Origin of the sequence: Idiomarina aminovorans (assembly GCF_023155095.1) — a bacterium.
GTDB classification, from domain to species: domain Bacteria; phylum Pseudomonadota; class Gammaproteobacteria; order Enterobacterales; family Alteromonadaceae; genus Idiomarina; species Idiomarina aminovorans.
Window position 1 is genome coordinate 43981 of record NZ_JAKNDA010000006.1, and the last position, 20172, is coordinate 64152.

Here is a 20172-nt window from a genome sequence, read left to right on the forward strand (position 1 = left end):
TAAAAAAACAGCAAGTTTTGTCCCTAAAATTGAGAACTTTAAAACAAGCCTCATGTATGAAGGGTTGAAGTTGAAATGCTCCGTTGACGGTCAAACTATCGCTTCGTTAAAACGTAAATATGCGCAATAAGTATGGTGTCGCATACGACAACTATTGCGACATTATTGGTGTCATAGCTATGTCTTGTTCTAGCCCCAATACAAATGATTACAATGATGTAGGGACTATTAATAGGCGTTTAACCGAACTTGAAAATGAAAAGCAACAGCTGATAGCACGCAAACAATCTTTGCTTGAACAGAATCCCCTCGCAGCTTCAGGCCGCAAGTTATCCCCGTCGCAAAAAATAGATATATTTAGGAATCTATTCCGAGGTCGTACAGACATTTTTTCTCTTCGTTGGCAGAACCAACAGGGACGAAGTGGATATGCCGTTGCATGTGACAACGAGTGGGTTCAGGGAATCTGTAATAAGCCACGTATCAAATGCCAGGATTGTAATCATCGAAAGTTCAGTGAATTAAGCGATAGGGTGATCTATCAGCACTTGGCAGGGCAGCAAGTTGTTGGTTTATACCCACTACTACATGATGATACTTGTTATTTATTGGCTGCGGACTTTGACAAGGGCGACTGGCAGCGCGAAGTAAAAGCAATGTCTCAGGCCTGTACAGAATATGATGTGCCCCATGCAATTGAAATTTCAAGATCCGGTAATGGTGCTCATTTATGGATATTTTTTGAGGAAAAAGTTCCAGCTAAAAACGTGCGTTCATTAGGGTTTCGGTTGCTTGACGTAGCGATGGACATTTTTCCAAACTTATCCTTTGAATCCTACGACAGATTGTTCCCCAACCAGGATATTCTCCCGGAAGGTGGCTTCGGCAATCTAATAGCACTTCCACTGCAGCGAGAAGCAAGGCTGGCAGGCCATAGTTCCTTTGTCGATAAAGAGTTAAAAATGATCAGTGATCAATGGCAGTTTCTTGCGAGCATGAAAAAATTGTCACGTGAGAAACTCGCCACTGTGCTTGGCAAAATTTCACAAAATTTAAACCATACTGATAGCGAGTTAAACGAAACGACGCCACCTTGGGAAAAGACAGCCAAACCACAACCATTGGTTATGGAAAATCCTCCTCAGCAGGTAACCATAACACTGGTTAATTACATTTATTTTGCGCTTGAAGAGCTTCCGAAAAATCTAGCTGCGAGGCTAAGACGGTTAGCTAGCTTCTCTAATCCAGTATTCTTTAAAACCCAGGCGCTTCGCTTTTCTACTCATGGGATCCCCAGGTTTATTTCTTGCGCGCGCATCGAACAGGGCTATTTAGCACTTCCGCGGGGTTGTTTAGATGAAGCGTTAGCATTACTGCAAGAAAATGGTATTGGTACACAAATTACGGATAAACGTGAGGCGGGAGCAAAGATAAAAAGGCTCACTCCACGCTTCAAGCTAAAAAAGAACCAGCAAGCAGCGATTAACGCCATGGTCAAGTACGATGTAGGTATACTGCACGCCCCCACTGCTTTTGGAAAAACAGTTACCGCAATAGGATTAATAGCTGAACGTAAAACAAACACGCTAATCCTTGTACACAGTCGCCAGCTTCTTGAGCAGTGGCAAGAGAGATTACGCTCATTTTTACCAGACACTATCACTGGTGTTGTTGGGGGAGGTAAGAAGCGACCGAGCGGAGTTATTGATGTCGCTACCTACCAAAGCCTGTTTAGTAAAAAAGACAACACCGTATCGACATTGGTCCAGGAATACGGTCATGTAATTGTCGATGAATGCCATCATGTATCTGCACCACGGTATGAAATGGTATTGAACGAAGTGCGGGCTAAATATGTGCTGGGCTTAACAGCCACTCCCGAAAGACAAGATGGGCTCCAAAAAATAACGTTTATGACAACCGGACCGATCCGACACAACGTTAAAAAGGCAAGTGGGGATAAGTTCAGACAAGATATAAGAATCCATCACCGCTATGACAAACCGCCTCAGCAACTGCTAGGCGATGAAAGCAGGCCCCGTATAACCGATGCCTATCAGTGGATAATGGAAAACGCCGAGCGGAATCATCAAATCGTATCCGATATCGTAGCTTGCGTTGCCGCAGGTCGGCACCCACTCGTGCTGACTGAAAGGCGCCAGCATGCGAAAATTGTTGACGTTTTACTTAAACAACAGGGTATTGAAACACTATTACTTAAAGGCTCTATGAAAGCTGCTGAGCGGCGAAGCGTCGATGAGAAATTAATATCAGCACAGGCCATTGTCGCTACCGGAAAGTACGTTGGGGAGGGCTTTGACTTACCGAGGCTTGATACACTGTTTCTGGCTATGCCAATTGCCTGGAAGGGCTCTTTAGCGCAGTACGCCGGTCGGATTCATAGGGAATCAGATGGTAAAAAGAGCGTTATAATCCACGATTATGTCGACTCTGAGCTCCCAATGTTAATGCGTATGTTCAATAAGCGGGAAAAGGCTTATAAAGCCATGGGGTATAATGTTCATGTCGAAGCTCCAGAATAAAGAGGCTGCGTTGTTGCTCAAATACGCATAACGAGAACCCAACTAGTCAGATCACTAAACTGCGATTTAGGAGAGAAAACTGACGCTTTACGCAACTATAAACACTGGTGCACCCGGCAACCCCTGCCTCCGGAGGAGACCCCAACGAAAGTTTCCGGAAGTAATTCCGAAATTGGACGCGGGTGGCTGATAATATAAACAAGTAACGCTTTACGAATATCGTCAGTTAAGCCTTCATTATCCAAGAGTAATTTTACGTCAAACAAATCTCTGGGATGTTGCCGATCGAGCGCGGCGCAAATCTTACCAGCATAAAGATCGGAGAAATTAACCACGGAGATTTCTGCGAACCCAAATTCATTTTCAACCGCATCAGTAACACTCAAGGTTGTCGCTTTGTACACAGTTCCTCGAAGTACGGGTGACAGTTCTATCTTTATCTGAACCTTTTTATCTTCAATATCGCGCTCTACCAATAACCGGAGAGCATCTCGTTTAGTTTCAAAAACGCGTATAACTTCAACACCCCGCAGTCCGTTAGTAAGGCTTTTCGCAATTTGCTCCAAGTGATTGCTGATAGTATGAAGAGCTTCATCTCAATCCATCATTGGCAAAAATACCAGATCAATATCAACCGAAAGCCGAGGACAGTCTCTGACGAATAAATTAATCGCAGTGCCACCTTTGAGCGCAAAACAGTGATGAGTTGCGACAAATGGCAGAACCTGCATGAGCAACTGAACCTGACGATAATAAATGTTATTTCTATCCATAGTAATTCACATCTCCTTGGGAACCGTGATTTGCCACTTGCTTTCCAGGCGGCCATCGACTGCGACAGCCCGTTTCCCTGTACCTAAACCATAGTCGGCAGGTGTTAGATATTTAAACCAAGGGTGTTGGTTCCGCTCAGATAACCAGAAGAAAAGACGCTTCACTTTTATATTTAGACAGTCCTTCAAAAGGGTGTCGATTTTGCGTGGTGACAGGTTGTGTAGCCCCTGAAGTAGCGCGTCAGCATGTTCAAAACTGACGCTTTTAGGTACTTGATTTAGTACTTCAAAATACGCCTTCTCAACACAAGAATACGTTATTCTTGGCAATCCTGCTGACCATTCATGATGGCGTAAAAATTGTTGGTTACGCATTAACGAGTCAGGCCACAATCGCTTCGTTCCATGCCATTCAAAAGTAGCCTCGACATTGACTCTACAGATCCATGTAGGAAGCTTGCTTGGTGAATAAATAGCGATTGTTGGCTTTGAACTCCTTTGTACATAGTGACTTACACCACTAAGTTCCAGTGCAGTTAACCCACCAACATGGACAGGACAGCCCGACATTCGTTGCAGTGAAGCGACAACACCTTGCCAAGTAGGACGGGTTTCGTCTCGGTAGTACACACCAGGTACAGCAACGACTAAAGCCTCTCTTCTTACTGAGTTATCGATGTAATGTAAACTCAACCCCTGCTCTTGTAGCCAACGCTTCGTTGCCACCATACCGAGAGGAAGTCTTTGTTTTAAGGTTTTGCCTGCTTCATGATTTAACATGTGATGCTCTTTGAGTTTATAACTTAACAAATACACGTTTATTATCGACGTGTATTTTGAACTAGTCAAACCCAGGGAGGTAAAAAATTCATTAAAGAGATTTTTGTTAGTGGTGACTTGTGCTAAAAACGCTGATGCTATTGGCGCACCCGATAGGAGTCGAACCTATGACCTCTTCCTCCGGAGTAAATAGCGACTGGCTGTTGTTAAATGTTGAGGGTAGGTATCAACCGTGTAGGCCAAGTCATACAACGATCTTAGGAATATTTTAACGAGGCCATTTAGCCAGATGTTTTAGCGTTTTATCTCCAAACCCTGCAAAACCTGTCACAAGAGGGTATGGAAAAAAGGATAGTTAGCCAGATAACCACTACCCTAAATTATGTGTCGGTTAGCAATCATCATGGTTTAAATATTAATTAAAACGCCTATAATTTGGTAGGAACAAGCGTTCTTGAACGGGAGCTAAACCTCCCTATGCAGTAAAGATGGCCATGAAACTGAGCATGGCAGAGCGTGTTGAATTAGCGTATAATTTAATCAGCAGAAACTGGAGAGGCGCCAATGAAAAAATCTACCGCTCAGATGAAAAAGACAGCAAATTTTGTCCCTAAAATGGAGAATTTCAAAACAAGCCTCATGTATGAAGGTTTAAAATTGAAAAGCTCCGTTGACGGTCAAACTATCGCCTCGTTAAAACGTAAATATGCACGATAAGTATGGTGTCGCGCACGACAACTACTGCTATCCAAATTCCGATGTTCTGATTAATAAGCTCAACATCCGAAATACCGACGATTTAGCAGAGGCTGAGACTGAATTTACTACCTTACGCTACAAAGAATACCGCTCTGAGCCTTCGAGTATTAGTCGTTTTACTTTCGATCACCTGAAAGAATTACACCACCATTTATTCCAAGATCTATACGAATGGGCTGGTGAAATACGTACCATAGACATATCAAAAGGTGAGACCCGATTTTTTACAAGCTCCCGCATTGAAGCAGAAGCGACTCAACTTTTTACACAAATACCAACACTGAGTAATGCGCTAAATCGAAATGCGCTCGTTCAGAGGGGGGCCGACCTTTACTGTGAAATTAATTTACTGCATCCATTTAGAGAAGGAAACGAACGTACGCAGCGCTTATTTTTTGAAGAAGTGATGTTTTCACTTGGTTATGACGTAACCTGGCCCCTTCTTTCACAGGAACAATGGATTGAAGCCAACGTAGCGGGCGTGCTTTTAAACCTCAACCCGTTAGAACAAATTTTTGAACAGGCCCTCCGAAAAATTTAGGAACTCCACCTATGGCACTCAGTGAATTCGAAATTAAGAAATGTGAGAAAGAACTTGAAGCGTTCATGGCGGTAAGGCGACCGCCCGTGCACATAAGACCAGAGCTTGACCTTGGTTACCGAGTTGAAAATCAGAGTATCGAAATTTTCAAGATCAGACCGCAGTGGCAAAACCCTTCTGAAACCATGGAGCTGCCGGTGGCAAAAACAACCTACGTAAAAACGCAGAATTGCTGGAAAGTGTATTGGCAGCGCGCTGATCTGAAATGGCATGCTTATGAGCCAAAACCAAAAGTGAAGCGACTTAGTGAGTTTTTAAAACTTGTGAGTGATGATCAGTACGCTTGTTTCTTTGGTTGAGCATCAATCGACAACCAGCCCCGAAGTTTAAAATTCAATCTCTTTAAGTACTAATAGCGCCGAAATATAAAATAATATAAACTCAGGGTTAACGTGGTTTATAAATTATACTAGGTTGGCACTATGAGTACTGAATCATCATCTAAATTAAACAAACTGCTCAGAGACCAACCTGCCGGAGTTGTGCTTTGCTCTGCCTGGCTTGCTGATAATGGTTACAGCAACGATCTGCAAAAGCGCTATAAGAACAGTCAGTGGTTTGAATCTGTCGGTACGGGCGCATTAATCCGTTACGGTGATCAGGTCGATTATCTGGGTGCTATATATGCACTGCAAACCCAACTGGGTCTGTCTGTCCATCCGGGGGGGAAGACTGCATTAGCACTGCAAGGCAAATCACACTACTTAGAGCTCTCTCCAAAACATGCCCAACTGTTTGGTGACAAAGGCGAGCATTTGCCGCTTTGGTTCAAGAAGCGGGACTGGGGTCTTAGGGTAAAATGCACGCTCACCAATTTCCTACCGCCAGATCTTGGTATGACCGAATTATCACATAAGCAATTTAAGGTGACGGTATCCGACCCTGCGCGAGCAATCATGGAATGCTTATATCTGGCACCAAAGTCACAATCATTAAAGGAAGTTTATGAGTTAATGGAAGGGCTGAACAACCTGCGGCCGGTATCCGTGCAAAAACTGCTTGAAGCCTGCAAATCAATCAAGGTTAAACGCCTGTTTCTCTATATGGCTGACAAAGCGAATCACGACTGGGTGCGTTACCTCAATTTAGACAACGTGAATCTAGGCTCCGGCAAGCGCTCGATAGTAGCTGGTGGTGTGTATGTGGCGAAGTATCGGATCACCGTACCGAAGGCTCTGGAGACATTGGCATGAATGGCGCTTATAAAAGGCAGGTGAAGCTGCTTCTGAATGTGTTGCCAGAAATCGCGAAAGAGGATTGTTTTGCGATGCATGGTGGTACGGCCATCAATTTGTTTCTGCAGGACATGCCAAGGCTGTCCGTAGACATCGATTTAACTTATGTCGAGATAGCAGAGCGGTCTGAAACCTTGGATGCCATTAATGTTGCTCTTATGCACATAAAGGAGCGCATTGAAAAATTGAGTGCCTCCATCTGCGTTCAGCATAAACCAAACGTTTGTAAGCTTCAGATTAGTCAGCAAGGGGTGCAAATTAAGGTTGAAGTGAATATGGTCGGACGCGGCTTATTGGGGCCTGCAAACAGAACGGCACTGTGTTCATCTGCACAAGAAGAATACGACGTATTTTGTGCCATGCCGATAGTTCCTCTTGGTCAGCTTTATGGAGGTAAACTCTGTGCGGCTCTTGACCGGCAGCACCCAAGAGACCTTTTCGATACGAAGCTGTTATTGGAGGGTATCGGCTTTACGGACGAAATAAAACGTGGCTTTATTTTCGCCCTCATCAGCAGCAACCGACCCACGCATGAAATGCTTGAGCCAAACTTACTTGATCAGCAAACAGCCTTTGAAAACCAGTTTGAAGGGATGAGTAATCTTGCATTCAGCTACGCCGACTATGAAGACGCCAGGCGCAAACTTATCGATGCAGTAACAACCAATTTAGACCGGACCGATAAGCGTTTTCTTTTATCGTTTAACCAACTGCAACCGGACTGGTCTGTATACGACTATCAACGCTTTCCATCCGTTAAGTGGAAGCTGCTAAACTTGGCGAAATTCAAAGAAGACAGTCCAGACACCTATCAACGGCAACTTCATCGACTTGAAGAGATATTGGCAAGCTGATTTATCGCTCTAGCGAAAAGCTGCGTCTGTCATTCCCCGAAACAGTTTCATTTTCATGCAGGCGGCGTATCGCCTGTTAACTTTGAAAAGGCGTACCTTGAGAATCTACAGACTGTCTAGTGAAAGCTAGGAAGTCCAATGGCAAAGACTAAAGGGTTGAATGGGAAAAGGACGGATGCCTTTTACTACAACGGGCCGACAGCTGAGCGCTGATACGTCCCGTGTCAAAGAGAGAAGATCGATGATTAGATATCGGGGTTTTCCATTAAAAAAGCGGTCATATGTTTAACGATATTCCAGGCACTTTTTCTGGCGGGCTTTAAATCGCCGTAATTGGTTGTGACGGCTATAGAGATTTGCAACTCCGGAATAATCACTAACAGCGCAAACCAAAAGCGGTTAGAGCCGTTGTGATATAACACTTTGTGCTCATTCGCCCAGGAATCATCCAACGCCAAAATCCAACCATAGGCATAGTCTTCCATACCGGGTTCGTGGAGTCGTTGATAGGTTTGGGCACTCAACAGCTCGCTTTTACCCTGACTGCCCAAAAGATGTTCATTCGCATAGGCAGATAAGTCTTTGAGCGACATGTGAATCATACCAGCAGGTCCCATGATAGGAGAGTTATCAGTGTCGGTGGTTACCGCTTCCGGGCCGCTAAACCAGGTGATTTTATGACCTCGTGGTTGTTTCATCGTTTCGTTTACATCGACAGGTGGACCGAAGCCACCGCTCGACAAATCCAGCGGTTGAAACACCTCTTCACGAATAAGATCTTCCCAGGTTTTCCCGGTTTTGGTGGTGGCCAATACAGCAGCAATTGTATAGCCAACATTGGAATATTCGAAATCAGTGCCCGGCTTATAATCGGGCTTTTCCTCTAGTATTTTCAGGACTTCTTCTTTGCGTAGCGCGTCGCGCTCTATCCCTTCTTTTGGGTACAGCGACTGGATCCGCCAGGGGAAGTCAGTTTCAGCTCCACTAGTGTGAGTGAGCAGCTGCGACAAAGTGGCGTCTCGCCATTGAGGTCTTACCCTGCTGTCGGTGAGGATGTCACCAACTGTGGTATCCCATTGCAACACGCCTCTTTCCACCAGTCGGGCTATCATGGTGGCAGTCATTGATTTAGTGACGGAGCCAATATGCCATTTGTCATCGATTGATACAGGTACACCGCTTTTGGTTTCTCTTTCACCGTATACCGCCGTCGCCAGATGTACTCGATTTTTGGAAATTGCCGCTCCCAGAGAGACTAAGCCACTGTTTGCATGTTCTTCAGACACGATAGCTTGCAGTTCTTTTGTTATTTTAGTATCTGTTGTCTGTGCAAATGTTACTGAAAAAGTCATACTCAATGTAATGGCAACCATTAGCTTCATTTGCCGCTGAAACCCTACACGATATTTTTTCAAAACTCTCACTTACTCGCTGTGGATTAAAAACCAAATAATTCAAGGCCTGATGAATAGCCCGCACCTGACGGATAATGAACTTACCTATTCGATCTGAAATTTTCAAGGATCTTGTTATCACACCATTTTATTTGCTGTTTTTTAGACGTCGAGGTTAAGCATACACACACGGCGAGATCGAGAACATAAATTGAGCAGTTTTAGATTCAAGTGGTCAATGCAACAGCGAATGACCAAAGAGTTGGTGCTTGATGCGCTACTCATGGCGGTATGGCGGAGAAACCCTCAACAAACTGTTACTGTTCACTCGGATCAAGGAAGCCAGTATACGAATCTCGACCGGAGTCATTCCTTAAAAGTCATAATTTAGAAGGAAGCATGAGCCGTCGCGGAAACAGATTGAGATGGTATCTACACGAGTCAGGGCATTTACATGAATCAAAAACCCTACAGACCTTATCCCAAAAGATAGAATCATGTCTTATTTCTATAATTAGCGTTTTTTAGAGTAAAGGTCATATTGGTGGGTATAAAAAGGCTAAGCCGAAAATTCTGTCACGAGTTTGTCACGCATATGTCACGGGCTTGTTTTTGGTGACTTTTCGAGACTTTAGGTAAAGGTCAATAGGTTTTTAAATTGACTCAAAATCGCAAACAGAAATAATGCCGGAATATGTAGTGAAAATGCTTGAAAGCTTTTGATGGCGCACCCGATAGGATTCGAACCTATGACCTCTGCCTCCGGAGCAAAGAACGACGAAACTGGGTAGTTTGGGGTTAACCGTCCGAAACTGGCTTTACTCGATACATCAATAGTTTACTGAGTTTCGAACGCAGGCCATTTAGCCAGAGGTCAGAACGTAAAAGAACAGTGTCGTGCAAAACTTGCCACAATTCAGCCAGCCAAAATGGACCACTAGCCAGAAAATTTCTAGTTTCGGAACTTACCACGAACCCCCAAACTCAGTTTCGACGCTCAACCCGAAGCTCAGAACTGGAAATTTATAATATTTGATGTCCCTAAGCCCTACGGGCTTAGGGACATCAAATGAAGAGAACACTCTAAATTCACTTTAAGTCGTGAACCAAAACTTCATTCACTCAGCACAAACAGCAGGCCGGGTATCTGGTAACGCTTTTTCGATATTCATCGCTCTAACCTCATCACAGACACCATCTTCACAGGTTTGCATACCATAATCGAATGATTCTGCATCGATACTTTCAAGAGTCACTATTGGCTGGTCGAACTGACCTTCAATTGATGGCGTAGCAGTTTCCCAGTTACTCCCTTTGGATATCGATACAAGCTGATATTGCACGCCTTCAGTGTGAAAGCCTCCCATAAAGGTTACTTTGTACATTTCGCAAAGCCTACCCTCACTTCCGAAGTGATCCATATACCATTCTTGTTCACACTCATCCTTACCTGCAAGAGCATGCTCTATACGGTTCAGTTCGCCCTCTTGAGCTTGTTGAGCGATCGTATAAACACCAAGTGCTTCCATCAGGCCTGACCCACAGCTGCCATCACCACACGATGGACCTAGTGTATCAGTGCGAGCCGTCGTCTTTAACGCAAATTTGAGTAACTCATCGTCGGCCAGAGTCAATTGCTTTACTGTTGCCAACACGCTCGATACCAGCGGCGCCGAGTAGGATGTTCCCTCACCGTAGCAGGCATGTTCACTGTCACCACAGACGACCGCAATACGTTTACCCTGAGCCATAATGTCGATGCTTTCGTCCGAGTTAGTAAAATCCGCTTTTTCACCGTCACGGGCTAAAGAGCCAGTAGAAATAACGTTGTCACAATTCGCAGGAGAGTGTTCAACTGCGTTTCCCGATTCATTCCCGGCCGCGGCAACAAAAGTAAATCCTGCCTCTGTTGCGCGATTGATAGCGTCCTGCAAAAAAGTTGGACACTCCATCGTTTGAGCGGCAAAACTCATATTAACCACGCCAACGTTGCCGCTGTATGGCGTTACGTTATCGAACGATTTACCCGTCAGCCAATCCATCGCATCAGCAGCATCGCTCAGAAAGCCGGTTCCACAAGTCAACGTCCGAATTGCATGGACATTTACGTTATTGGTAACACCTGAAATGTTTTTGCCGTTATCAATCAGTGCTGTCGCAATACTGCTAACTTCCAAACCGTGAGATCCGCAATTCATTCCGTCCAACTCGGCAGGAGGCTGAAAGTTATCACTTCGCTCTTGAGCTGGGCCATCTTTTTCAAGCGCAGTCGTCGAAAAGTTACGCCCACCTGCAGTGTATGGCGACTCTGAATTTTCAACGAAACTAGAATCCATAACAATTAAATCAACGGGGTTTTTAACTTGCGTCACCGCATCCATGCCGATCGCATCCCAAAACCCAAGAATATTTGAACCTGATGGCGAATCGTCAGCACTTTGAAAGTAGTCAAGCTGATATTGGCTGAACGCAGGATCGTTTACTGACTGGCTTGTAGCCGTTGAACTTGATACATAACCCACTATGCCGGGTCTGGTTCTCGTAACTGCATCAACCTCAACCAGTCCGAACTTTCCTGATTGGTTCAAGATCTCTGCGACGCGAGCCGAGCTGTATCCATAAGATGGAAGTTTAACGACCTCAAAGCCGCCTCCGTTATTCGAGACCGCGCTTCTTAATTGGTTTAACCGTTGCGCTTTTTCGCTGCTCAGACACCAATCATTTGCACCATCCGGTGTTGCTACACAGCTTTCTGAAAAGCTTTCACTAGTTGCACTCTGCGTAGCAGTTGACGTTGAACCTGCATTTATTACTAAACGGACTGTATCACTAGAGCCAAGTAAAACGGATTCTCGATCCTGCGCAACACCTTGCAAGCTTACAAAGGCTAATGCACCCACAGATAAAAGTTTGAATGTATTTTTCATGCGTCACCTTCGTCGTCGCTTGAACAAGTTTGAGATTCGGGAAAGGCAATAGCCTCCAGGAACTCAAAGGCAGGGTCAAAGACCCATGTTCCATCTTTAAACTGACCTAAAGAGGTATTACCAATTAACTGAGACACTCGGCCAGATTCACTAACGTAAACCTCGGTCAACTCGATATTACCTGTAACTGGTGATGCAGCGGTTATAGCCTCCTGAAGAACGCTGGCTGTAGAATTCATGTGTGCTTCAATTAAGGGTACAGCCTCATTAAATTGGTTTACCAAGTGGTCTTCGCCTGCACTTAATGCTTCGTAGTCTTCTACTGCATAAACACTATATTTGTGCCATACCTCAAGCTCTCTGGCTGATTCAAAACCTGCTTCTGTAGACACCTGCCTCAAAAGAGAAGGACTTTTTACAGTGTGACTTTCATTGAAAAAGACAGCGAGCTCTTCTAAACGCTCAACCAAAAGCTTCTGCTCCGATAAATCAATAACGCCTGATATTGATGACATGAGAGAATGGAGCCGATTAAGTGACAAACTTCCTGAGGTGTTATCGGTAGTTAATTCAAGCGTGATAGATTGAGATTTACCGTCACCATCTGTTGCCTGAACTTCAATCGTCATGGCATGGTTGTTATATTTAAACTCATCAGCAGTCAGTGTCAGCAATACTCCTGAACTGGTCTTAGAAACCGAATGACCGATTACATCTCGTCCTTGGCTACTAAGCGTAATATCGGTAGTAACAGTCCCTCTGCTGCCCAAATAACTTAAAGGGATTTCTAACTCGGAGTTTTCAGTTATTGATGAAGCAGTCGTGCTCGTCTCAATTTTATCGAATCCTGAAACATTAACTAAGGACAAAGAAAGTGTCTTTGTTGACGAACGCCCTTCACTATCTGTAGCTGTCACTTTTAAAGTTGCAGCGTCGTCTTCATAGATTTCAGCAAGTGTCAGCTCGATATTGCCACCGTTACTAGATACTCCACTAGTATCTAGACTCAATGCTTGAGAGCCCTCGACCTCAATACTGAACTCTGCATTACCTTGAGCATTAGATGCTGAGACGGATACAGTTTCACTGGAGTTTTCATCAATGCTACTCAGCGAGCCTAGAGAAACACTCAGTGGAGGAATTGAGCTCTCTCCCTCCGAACCGCCTCCGCCACAGGCGGATAAAATACTGGTCGCAACCAGCAAAAAGGCGAGCTTTTTCATAGAAATATCCTTATTAAATAAGCATGTTAATTAAAACTGTTACGGCGTACCAAAATCGTAAAGTTTCCGTTCGGGCCACCTTGGGGTTTGTTAAAGACTGATTATTGCTTTGTATTAAAGAAAAAGCGACTCGCTAGGCTCGAGAGCCCTAATAGCAATAGAAAGCCTAGCGAAGTCGAACCTCCGCTTGTATCGGAGCTAACATTCTCTGACGGGCCCTCGTTGCTGGTGCCGTCGTCACTCCCATTGTCGTCGTTGCCACCACCATCATCGGTGTCACCATTCCCATCGTCGTCATTGCCACCACCATCATCATTACCGCCATCGTCAGCGGTGAATGTTAATGTGGCATCCAGGATATTATTAAATCCGTCGCGATCAACATCGTAATCGTCCGAGTAGATCTCGCCGGCAATTTGATAGCCGGAATCTGCAAGGGTGCCAAACGACAGTAAGATCTCTTTTTCTTCCAGTGGACCGAACGGCAGCGCACACGACAAGCCACCTTCAGACAACTCACACCCATCGGCACTATCAACCGATAATTCAGGATAGTTGTCATCAAAACGCACTTGAGCAACCACATTATCAACCGTTGTGTTGGTGTTATTTTTTAGTGTAACGACAAGGTAGGTCTCTGTTTCTGATGATGCATTTTCATTAATGCTCGCTGTAGCTGATAAATCAATTACTTCACCACTGCCTCGGCACCAGCCAATATCACACAGCATGTAAGCGGCCACACCCAAATCCGTTGTGTGTGCCACACTGGAGCGCATTAGCTGAGCCGGTTGAATGTTGTTTGAAACGTGCGCTCCTACTTGGGGATCATAACTACCATCTGCCAATGGATCGGCAAACATTTCAACGTACGTTTTGTCATTATAGGTCTGGGTTCCACTCGTCAACTCATTAGACAGCGCACTTTGGGTTGCTTCAGAGCCTAACAACAATAAATCATCGACACTTTTACCGGCCTCAACGCGGGCGTCGATATTCATGTTGTCATAGAGCGCTATGTTACCGTTCTCTTGATGGTAACGCAGCATCTCCGTCATGGTGGTGTTAACTGAATAATCCTCCGGCACACATCCACCCAGACAGTTCGTGTCCGCAAATCCATAGAAGTGAGTTAACTCATGGTAAACCACCGTCGCCAGTAAAGGCAGGCCCGTGTTTTCTGATATTTCTTCAAAGAAGAAGTCATCATCACGGTCAACAAACGTAGTCTCACCGTAGTTGTCGTAATCAGTCGTCTGTTTTTCTGTCAACGCGGCCGTCAGTGTCAACGGATAATGACGCCCCTCTTTCATGACACCAAAATCATCTTTTTGGGTTCTTTCCGTCACTTCTGAGAATGAAGGGCCTAAAGTTAATGCCCCGTAACCATCTAATGCCCCAAACTTTACACTCCAGGTTAACGGTACGTCATTTTTAAACTGGAGCGACATAGCCCGAACAGCATGCTCGATAGTGCTTTTACGAAACTCACCCACCGTTGTTTCAGTGCCATCCGGCAGTGTTAACGCGCGCGTATCATTAACCCCTTTGTCGGCAGCATCCATATAATCCGGCACAATTTCGGTTGGCTCTGCTATTGAGTGAGTAGAAATAAAAAATAACAAGGAAAGAAAAAAGCTTTTAGTTTTCATCGACAATCAGCGTGTACGAAATTATGTCGGGATTCTGTCAAATACCAGATAACAATTCAATAACTTTTTAACAAGCTGACCTTCAAGCTAAAAGTTGAATTCAGATAGTAAGAAAATTAAGAATAATGTAATGGAATAAACCTAAGGGGTACTAAAAATATCAAAGGGTTAGCTCCCTAACCCGAATAGGTTTGGGAGCATTTACTACAATTTTTAGAGAAAACTCAGCACCTACAAAGTTTGTTGCTTTAGCATCTCCTCAATATCGGCTGGACCATTTATTTTAAAGCGATTACTAACGTCTTCTGACTGCCTAAAAACCTGATAGAAAGACCGCTGACTCGAGTTCCCTGAAAGCTTCGCAACATGAACAATATTACTTCGTCCTTCAGCTTTTAAAATATAAAAAGCCAATCCATACTCGTCGTCATCTAGTGAGTAACTATCGTTTTCATCGTCAAACGAATCTAAACTGATATCTATCAAAGACAAAGCTTCTGCATGAACGTCTTTCATGTAATTTTCTACAGCACTATCGAACTGATTCTTAGCACTCATGAGTAAAGAATGGCTTTTTACAGCACTTCTCTTAAGTCGATCAATATTAGAATCTGACTTGGCGAGATAATCCGATCTTTCAATACGCTTCTCTAACCGAGAAATTTCTTTTTGAATAGAGTTAGCATCGATACCGGTTTGATTTTTCGCAATAATTTTCGCTCTACGAAGTTCACTTTTTACAGAATCAAGCTCATCATCTAAATGATCCATCTCGTAATCCGCATTTTCATAAAGAAGACCATACTTTATGACTGCGGCGATAAGTTTTTCATTCCCAATAGACTCTTTAACTACAAGGCACCGCTCGCTTGAGTCTACCTTCGATTCCTTGCCAATTAGAGCTAATTTCTTGTTACTTTCGTTTTTGTCACGAGCTCTCTGCACAGCTCTAGCACCAAAATAGACATCATATTGATTATATAATTTAAACCTACGATTCACGTCTATAGCAAGTTCGTCCTCGATAATAATTTCACGCAAATCTTTGCTGAATTTTTCCTGCGCTTCCTTTTTCATGTTTTTGAAAGTATTTAACTTTTCTGTAGCAGCATCATAAGCAGATTGTTCCTTGGAGATACGTTTATTATAGTCAGATAATTTACTCTGAAGTTCTTTCAGAACTGACTTATAACGTTCTTTATCTCTTTGGTGAGAGGCGGTTATCTCTTTTGCCTCTTGCTCTACTTCTTTATCTATCATTACGAGAGTATCTTTAATGCTCTCATATGCTTCTTCTACTGCGGCATAGGAGTCAGGAGTATAAGACGGTTGAGGAAGAGGTTTTAACGACCCGTCCGAATTTACAATAAACGACGAAATATTATTTTCTCGCCTAAAAGCTTTTGCAGCTTTCACGTCATCTTTATCTACTGTTGCCACGTACCCTTCAAACTCCAGTTCTGACTCGATATTATTGCTGCTATGAATATCGCTCTTTATTTTTTCAATATTCTGACCGCAGCCACCTAGTAAGCCAAGTGAAATCCCAATGCTAACGATATAAAAAAATTTCATTCTCAATCCTTTTTCGAAAAGTTAAATGTCCCACATACGAGCCAAAAGCCAGTAATTAAAACCCAATTATCTTTTTGCTGTATCGCGAAAAAGTCATTCTTTAAAAAATAAGGTTGTAAACCATAACAACGCCAAACACGACTAAAACTTTCCCCGTATTGTTGGCAGTAAACACCGTTTTGATAAATCCAGCCATATAACCCAAGCTATTTTTTATAAGCTCATATAGCCCGTCACAGCCTAGAGCAAGGTCTTTATCACTTGCCGACTTTTTAACTTTATCTACGCCGCGTTTGAGAGCATCCAAGGACTCCGTCGCATCATGCTCTTTCAGCAATAATTTTATTTCTGCAATATGAAGGTTAACAACCTCAATATATTTACTCAGGATCCCACTACTGCGCTCCAGTACAACACCTGCTTTAGCTCGAACTTTAGAGCTGTCTCCAAAAGAGGAGTCTATTGGCACCTTTCGTGTTTTGAGCCTGATAAACAAACTCAAAAACATCAAAATCATACCGCCAACAACTAAATAGGCACCAGCACCTAGATAACCCAGTAGCTTCTCCCAACCTTGGGACCTAGATAGATTCACACCCATCATGCTTAGCGTCTCGGATGCCTCTGAAGCTTCACTGAATATATCGTAAAAAATAGTGCCATAAGTTATTAGGAAGTAACCGACAACGACTTTTGCTGCCATCGGGAAAACACCTGTTAATGCAGTGGCAATAGCGACCGCACAGCAGGAAATGAAAAAGGTAAGTTCACCGCTGGACATTTCACTTGCGATGCCCATAGTCTCTGTTTGTCCCCACATTTTAACTTCTACAACGTTAAAAAAGTGGCCAGCCGCAAAAACCGCAATTGCAAAAACGATAAAAAAGTTTAGCAGTTTTGTTTCTTTAACCGGATCAGCCCAAGGGTCAATACTTTCATTATCGTCTGATATTATATTTGAAGCGTCTGCATCATTATTGTCGCTCATAAGTAAATCCTTCGCTTAACCTTTGGTCGTTACTGCTTCGCAGGAAGCTCCTTGTATTGCGACTTTAGGAAGAAACTTCTTAATATCGACTGGGTTTTCTTTACTTTCGACAGCGTTGATTACTATTGAAAAACTCAAACCACATTTTGTCACAGCTGAAACTGAATATTGTCCAGCAGAACTGACCTGAAAGGTTACATTGTTGCCGTCGATGTATTCCTTAATATAAGTACTATTTTCATTAGCACTACTTATTTCGTCACCGCCGTAGACGGTAGCAATCAACGTACTATCAGACGGCATTGTGACATGAAATACAGTCGACTTAGATTGCTCAGCTGACACGAGAGCTGACGGTGCTGATGTAACAGATAGAAAACCCGATGATTCTTGTGCCGCAAAACTACTAAATGCTACAAACATGACCGCTAGTGACATTAAGTTAAATTTCATTCTTTGCTTCCTTAAAATAGTTATTTTCTCCATAAACAGCTGATAAGCTATCAAAAGAAACAAAAAAACAACATAATTTTTTTGGTTTAGTCAGGCAAGTAATTATTGTTTCCGACACGCTTATCATCAAAAATTAGTATCAATGGATGTTCAAAAAACCAGCCTGTCTAGTGGAAGCTGGGAAGTACAAACGAAGCAAACGAATATATTCACGGGGCTTTTTATCGACGTTAGTTTTAACGCTTTGAAGCAATTATGCGTTGCTCAAACTCATGTGGTAAATTCAGTACATAAAATAAACAAAGACACACAAGGAAAGATGCTTTGGATATTAGAATGACAAAGGAGGACTTCTTGGCTCAAGTTAAAAGTGAGCTAACTGATGTCCAATTTAAGGGTGTAACACTTGGCATTGACTGCCTAATTGAGAATGAAGCCTCGTCAGAAAATTTACCAATCGTTGTGGTGGGTTACGAAGATCGAGATAGGGAGCAAGCACTGAACTTCCTAATCAAATTCTTCCGAGAGGCATACCCTAATGCTCCTAAACAATCATCGTTTATCGAGCCTCTAATGACCGCCGGTACGTGTGAAAAGGATGCGCTGTTATCTTTAATTAATAGTATGCGCTCTCGCGGACGTTTATTGTTTTACTGGGCGGATAGCACTAACTGGTTCAAGTTATTACCATCAGGCTTATTTCACGTTATCCAAATAGAGAGGAATAGCGCGCGCAGAGGAAAAAACGAGCAAGGCGAGAAACTTTTCGAATCAATCGATAAAACCTACAGTGATGCCGGAGATGACTTATCTCGTGAAATTTTTGGATTAATAAATTTCGATAGCGAAAACTCTCTGAATGGAGACTTCAACGCTCATTACCTCCTTTATGAGGAGGCAAGTAGCAAAATAATCCGCCCTATCCCAGCGCCTCTAACTCTTCACTTTGATGAAATAATTACTATCAACTCTCCTTTGTGGCAGAAGCAGGCTTGCGTTGCATTACGCCGTTATCAGGCAAAGGAATGTAATGACGGTTTTCACTGGGATGAATCTGATGAAGGCTGGCAGAATACGGTTATACACCCTGTCCTTGATGAAATTAGACTTTGCGATGGTAAAGGGGTTCGAGAGTGTTTAATCGGGCAAGTAACTATGGAGCTCTCACCCGACGAGACGTACTACTTATCAACTGTTTGGTTGCACCCTTTTTACAGGCGTCGAGGTAAGTTAAGAAACTTGTGGCCGGAGTTAAAAGAGAAGTATGGAGACTTTGAAGTAGAGCAGCCAAACGACAACATGAGTGCTTTTTTGGCATCAATTTCTTGAGTGATTTTTATATTGCTTCGAAAGTACCGGTAGATAGGAGCGTTTATGTATATAGCCAAATGCACAGAAGACGGCGTAAGCTACGCAGCAGTGGACTTCTCCCGACTTCCACATGATGAGATTGCCAGAAAACGGCGCTTTTTAGTTTGCCTTGGATGTGGTGGCCCAGCTTACTTCATGAAGGCATCGAAAAGTGGCAGGTCGGCATGCTTCGGAGCGCGACCTCACGCGGAAGGGTGCGATGAGGCAGCGCCTAAATATGAAACAGATCCAGACGGTCGAGGAGAAGATCAAGAGCAATTAAATAACCCAGCAGAACGGATTGTTGTCGACTTACGCTTCGGCACTGGTAAAAAGCCTGAAGTCAAAGAGAATGACGATTTACGTCCGAATCATGGACGAAGAGGACGTTTCCAACCTGGCGGTGCTAGACCAAATGCTGAAACACACAGGCGTCTAAGCTCTTTGTTGCGACATCTGATGGAAATAGAGGGCTTCAGTCAGTCAAAACAAATCCTCGATATTGATGAGTATGGGGAGTTCGTAGCTAAAGATTTTTTCATCCCCCTTCTCGACGCTAGTGAGGAGCACTCGGGGCTTTTCCGGGGATACTGGGGAATGTTAACCGATGCTCAACTCGATTCTGATAATACACTTTGGCTGAATAGCCGAGGGAGGCACAACATAAGTTTCTGTATCGACTCGCAGTCAGCTTCCGAGCTTTTTAATCGGTATGGAATTCAAGACGAGGAAGAGCTGTCTGGTGCCTATATACTGGCAATGGGCAAAGTGAGAGTCTCAGCAAACGGAAAAATTTACTGCCCTCTTGATGAAGAGCAACTATACACACTAAGGCTTGTACGGTGACTCGGAAGCTTGTATCAATAAAAGTCATCTTATTTATCAAATCCATTTGATCACATTCGAGAAGATATAGTGATTAACAAAGTTGTGGAGTGCAACAGCACCCCACAACTTTCTGAGTAAAAGGTAAATCACTTACCTTTCGCATTGCCTCGGTTCCCACCTAACACCTTGCCAGGATTTGTCGACAGCCAGTTTCCACCTGGTCCTGGATGAGTAGAT

The 20172-nt window shown here is 43.6% G+C and carries 16 protein-coding genes and 2 pseudogenes; 9 read left to right on the plus strand and 9 right to left on the minus strand.

Features of this window, described 5'->3' with window-relative positions:
* The first annotated feature begins 179 nt into the window (after positions 1–179).
* Complete coding sequence (locus tag L8G48_RS11325; protein ID WP_443986723.1) at positions 180–2543, plus strand: TOTE conflict system archaeo-eukaryotic primase domain-containing protein; 2364 nt, start codon at positions 180–182, stop codon at positions 2541–2543.
* A gap of 95 nt (positions 2544–2638) precedes the next feature.
* On the opposite strand, the pseudogene L8G48_RS11330 reads toward L8G48_RS11325, so the two are convergent.
* Positions 2639–3316 (minus strand): annotated as a pseudogene (locus tag L8G48_RS11330) (nucleotidyl transferase AbiEii/AbiGii toxin family protein).
* 6 nt (positions 3317–3322) lie between these two features.
* On the minus strand, positions 3323–4096 hold the full coding sequence (locus tag L8G48_RS11335; protein ID WP_248264725.1) for a type IV toxin-antitoxin system AbiEi family antitoxin domain-containing protein: 774 nt from the start codon (positions 4094–4096) through the stop codon (positions 3323–3325).
* 564 nt (positions 4097–4660) lie between these two features.
* Between L8G48_RS11335 and L8G48_RS11340 the strand changes: the two genes are divergently transcribed.
* The 5 genes from L8G48_RS11340 to L8G48_RS11360 all read left to right on the plus strand — a co-directional run bounded on the left by L8G48_RS11340 (position 4661) and on the right by L8G48_RS11360 (position 7545).
* Entirely contained in the window at positions 4661–4813 is a 153-nt protein-coding gene (locus tag L8G48_RS11340) for a hypothetical protein (protein WP_248264726.1), read from the plus strand.
* On the plus strand, positions 4803–5396 hold the full coding sequence (locus L8G48_RS11345; protein ID WP_248264727.1) for a Fic/DOC family protein: 594 nt from the start codon (positions 4803–4805) through the stop codon (positions 5394–5396). The genes L8G48_RS11340 and L8G48_RS11345 overlap by 11 nt, the downstream gene beginning before the upstream one ends.
* A gap of 11 nt (positions 5397–5407) precedes the next feature.
* Positions 5408–5755 carry a DUF3024 domain-containing protein gene (locus L8G48_RS11350; RefSeq protein WP_248264728.1) on the plus strand — a complete coding sequence of 116 codons (348 nt, stop codon included), beginning with the start codon at positions 5408–5410 and terminating at the stop codon, positions 5753–5755.
* Positions 5756–5878: 123 nt separating this feature from the next.
* Positions 5879–6649 (plus strand): type IV toxin-antitoxin system AbiEi family antitoxin, encoded by a 771-nt coding sequence (locus L8G48_RS11355; RefSeq protein WP_248264729.1) that lies wholly within the window; start codon positions 5879–5881, stop codon positions 6647–6649.
* The gene (locus L8G48_RS11360) at positions 6646–7545 is read left to right on the plus strand and encodes a nucleotidyl transferase AbiEii/AbiGii toxin family protein (protein ID WP_248264730.1); all 900 of its coding nucleotides are present in this window, start codon (positions 6646–6648) and stop codon (positions 7543–7545) included. The genes L8G48_RS11355 and L8G48_RS11360 overlap by 4 nt, the downstream gene beginning before the upstream one ends.
* A gap of 245 nt (positions 7546–7790) precedes the next feature.
* Here L8G48_RS11360 and L8G48_RS11365 read toward each other — a convergent pair whose 3' ends face one another.
* Positions 7791–8960 carry a serine hydrolase domain-containing protein gene (locus tag L8G48_RS11365; RefSeq protein WP_248264731.1) on the minus strand — a complete coding sequence of 390 codons (1170 nt, stop codon included), beginning with the start codon at positions 8958–8960 and terminating at the stop codon, positions 7791–7793.
* A 211-nt stretch (positions 8961–9171) separates the two neighbouring features.
* On the opposite strand from L8G48_RS11365, the pseudogene L8G48_RS11370 reads away from it, so the two are divergent.
* Positions 9172–9356, plus strand: a pseudogene (locus L8G48_RS11370) (DDE-type integrase/transposase/recombinase); the annotation flags it as partial.
* A 701-nt stretch (positions 9357–10057) separates the two neighbouring features.
* Here the strand turns inward: L8G48_RS11370 and L8G48_RS11375 are convergent.
* The 6 genes from L8G48_RS11375 to L8G48_RS11400 all read right to left on the minus strand — a co-directional run bounded on the left by L8G48_RS11375 (position 10058) and on the right by L8G48_RS11400 (position 17757).
* Positions 10058–11866 (minus strand): S8 family peptidase, encoded by a 1809-nt coding sequence (locus L8G48_RS11375; RefSeq protein ID WP_248264732.1) that lies wholly within the window; start codon positions 11864–11866, stop codon positions 10058–10060.
* Entirely contained in the window at positions 11863–13089 is a 1227-nt protein-coding gene (locus L8G48_RS11380) for a hypothetical protein (protein ID WP_248264733.1), read from the minus strand. The genes L8G48_RS11375 and L8G48_RS11380 overlap by 4 nt, the downstream gene beginning before the upstream one ends.
* Positions 13090–13190: 101 nt before the next feature.
* On the minus strand, positions 13191–14741 hold the full coding sequence (locus tag L8G48_RS11385; RefSeq protein ID WP_248264734.1) for a hypothetical protein: 1551 nt from the start codon (positions 14739–14741) through the stop codon (positions 13191–13193).
* Between the two features lie 231 nt (positions 14742–14972).
* A complete protein-coding gene (locus L8G48_RS11390; RefSeq protein ID WP_248264735.1) occupies positions 14973–16316 on the minus strand; it encodes a hypothetical protein in 1344 nt (447 codons plus the stop codon).
* 100 nt (positions 16317–16416) lie between these two features.
* Positions 16417–17304: a hypothetical protein gene (locus L8G48_RS11395; protein WP_248264736.1), complete on the minus strand. Its 888-nt coding sequence runs from the start codon at positions 17302–17304 to the stop codon at positions 16417–16419.
* A gap of 15 nt (positions 17305–17319) precedes the next feature.
* Entirely contained in the window at positions 17320–17757 is a 438-nt protein-coding gene (locus L8G48_RS11400) for a hypothetical protein (protein WP_248264737.1), read from the minus strand.
* Positions 17758–18111: 354 nt separating this feature from the next.
* Here L8G48_RS11400 and L8G48_RS11405 point away from each other — a divergent pair, with 354 nt between their 5' ends.
* On the plus strand, positions 18112–19086 hold the full coding sequence (locus L8G48_RS11405; protein ID WP_248264738.1) for a hypothetical protein: 975 nt from the start codon (positions 18112–18114) through the stop codon (positions 19084–19086).
* 45 nt (positions 19087–19131) lie between these two features.
* On the plus strand, positions 19132–19953 hold the full coding sequence (locus L8G48_RS11410) for a hypothetical protein (protein ID WP_248264739.1): 822 nt from the start codon (positions 19132–19134) through the stop codon (positions 19951–19953).
* Positions 19954–20172: the final 219 nt, after the last annotated feature.

What these genes read in the sequence shown, in the direction of transcription:
- L8G48_RS11325 (WP_443986723.1), top strand. Translation starts at nt 180, where the DNA reads ATGTCTTGTTCTAGCCCCAATACAAATGATTACAATGATGTAGGGACT.
- L8G48_RS11335 (WP_248264725.1), bottom strand. Translation starts at nt 4,096, where the DNA reads ATGTTAAATCATGAAGCAGGCAAAACCTTAAAACAAAGACTTCCTCTC.
- L8G48_RS11340 (WP_248264726.1), top strand. Translation starts at nt 4,661, where the DNA reads ATGAAAAAATCTACCGCTCAGATGAAAAAGACAGCAAATTTTGTCCCT.
- L8G48_RS11345 (WP_248264727.1), top strand. Translation starts at nt 4,803, where the DNA reads ATGCACGATAAGTATGGTGTCGCGCACGACAACTACTGCTATCCAAAT.
- L8G48_RS11350 (WP_248264728.1), top strand. Translation starts at nt 5,408, where the DNA reads ATGGCACTCAGTGAATTCGAAATTAAGAAATGTGAGAAAGAACTTGAA.
- L8G48_RS11355 (WP_248264729.1), top strand. Translation starts at nt 5,879, where the DNA reads ATGAGTACTGAATCATCATCTAAATTAAACAAACTGCTCAGAGACCAA.
- L8G48_RS11360 (WP_248264730.1), top strand. Translation starts at nt 6,646, where the DNA reads ATGAATGGCGCTTATAAAAGGCAGGTGAAGCTGCTTCTGAATGTGTTG.
- L8G48_RS11375 (WP_248264732.1), bottom strand. Translation starts at nt 11,866, where the DNA reads ATGAAAAATACATTCAAACTTTTATCTGTGGGTGCATTAGCCTTTGTA.
- L8G48_RS11380 (WP_248264733.1), bottom strand. Translation starts at nt 13,089, where the DNA reads ATGAAAAAGCTCGCCTTTTTGCTGGTTGCGACCAGTATTTTATCCGCC.
- L8G48_RS11385 (WP_248264734.1), bottom strand. Translation starts at nt 14,741, where the DNA reads ATGAAAACTAAAAGCTTTTTTCTTTCCTTGTTATTTTTTATTTCTACT.
- L8G48_RS11390 (WP_248264735.1), bottom strand. Translation starts at nt 16,316, where the DNA reads ATGAAATTTTTTTATATCGTTAGCATTGGGATTTCACTTGGCTTACTA.
- L8G48_RS11395 (WP_248264736.1), bottom strand. Translation starts at nt 17,304, where the DNA reads ATGAGCGACAATAATGATGCAGACGCTTCAAATATAATATCAGACGAT.
- L8G48_RS11400 (WP_248264737.1), bottom strand. Translation starts at nt 17,757, where the DNA reads ATGAAATTTAACTTAATGTCACTAGCGGTCATGTTTGTAGCATTTAGT.
- L8G48_RS11410 (WP_248264739.1), top strand. Translation starts at nt 19,132, where the DNA reads ATGTATATAGCCAAATGCACAGAAGACGGCGTAAGCTACGCAGCAGTG.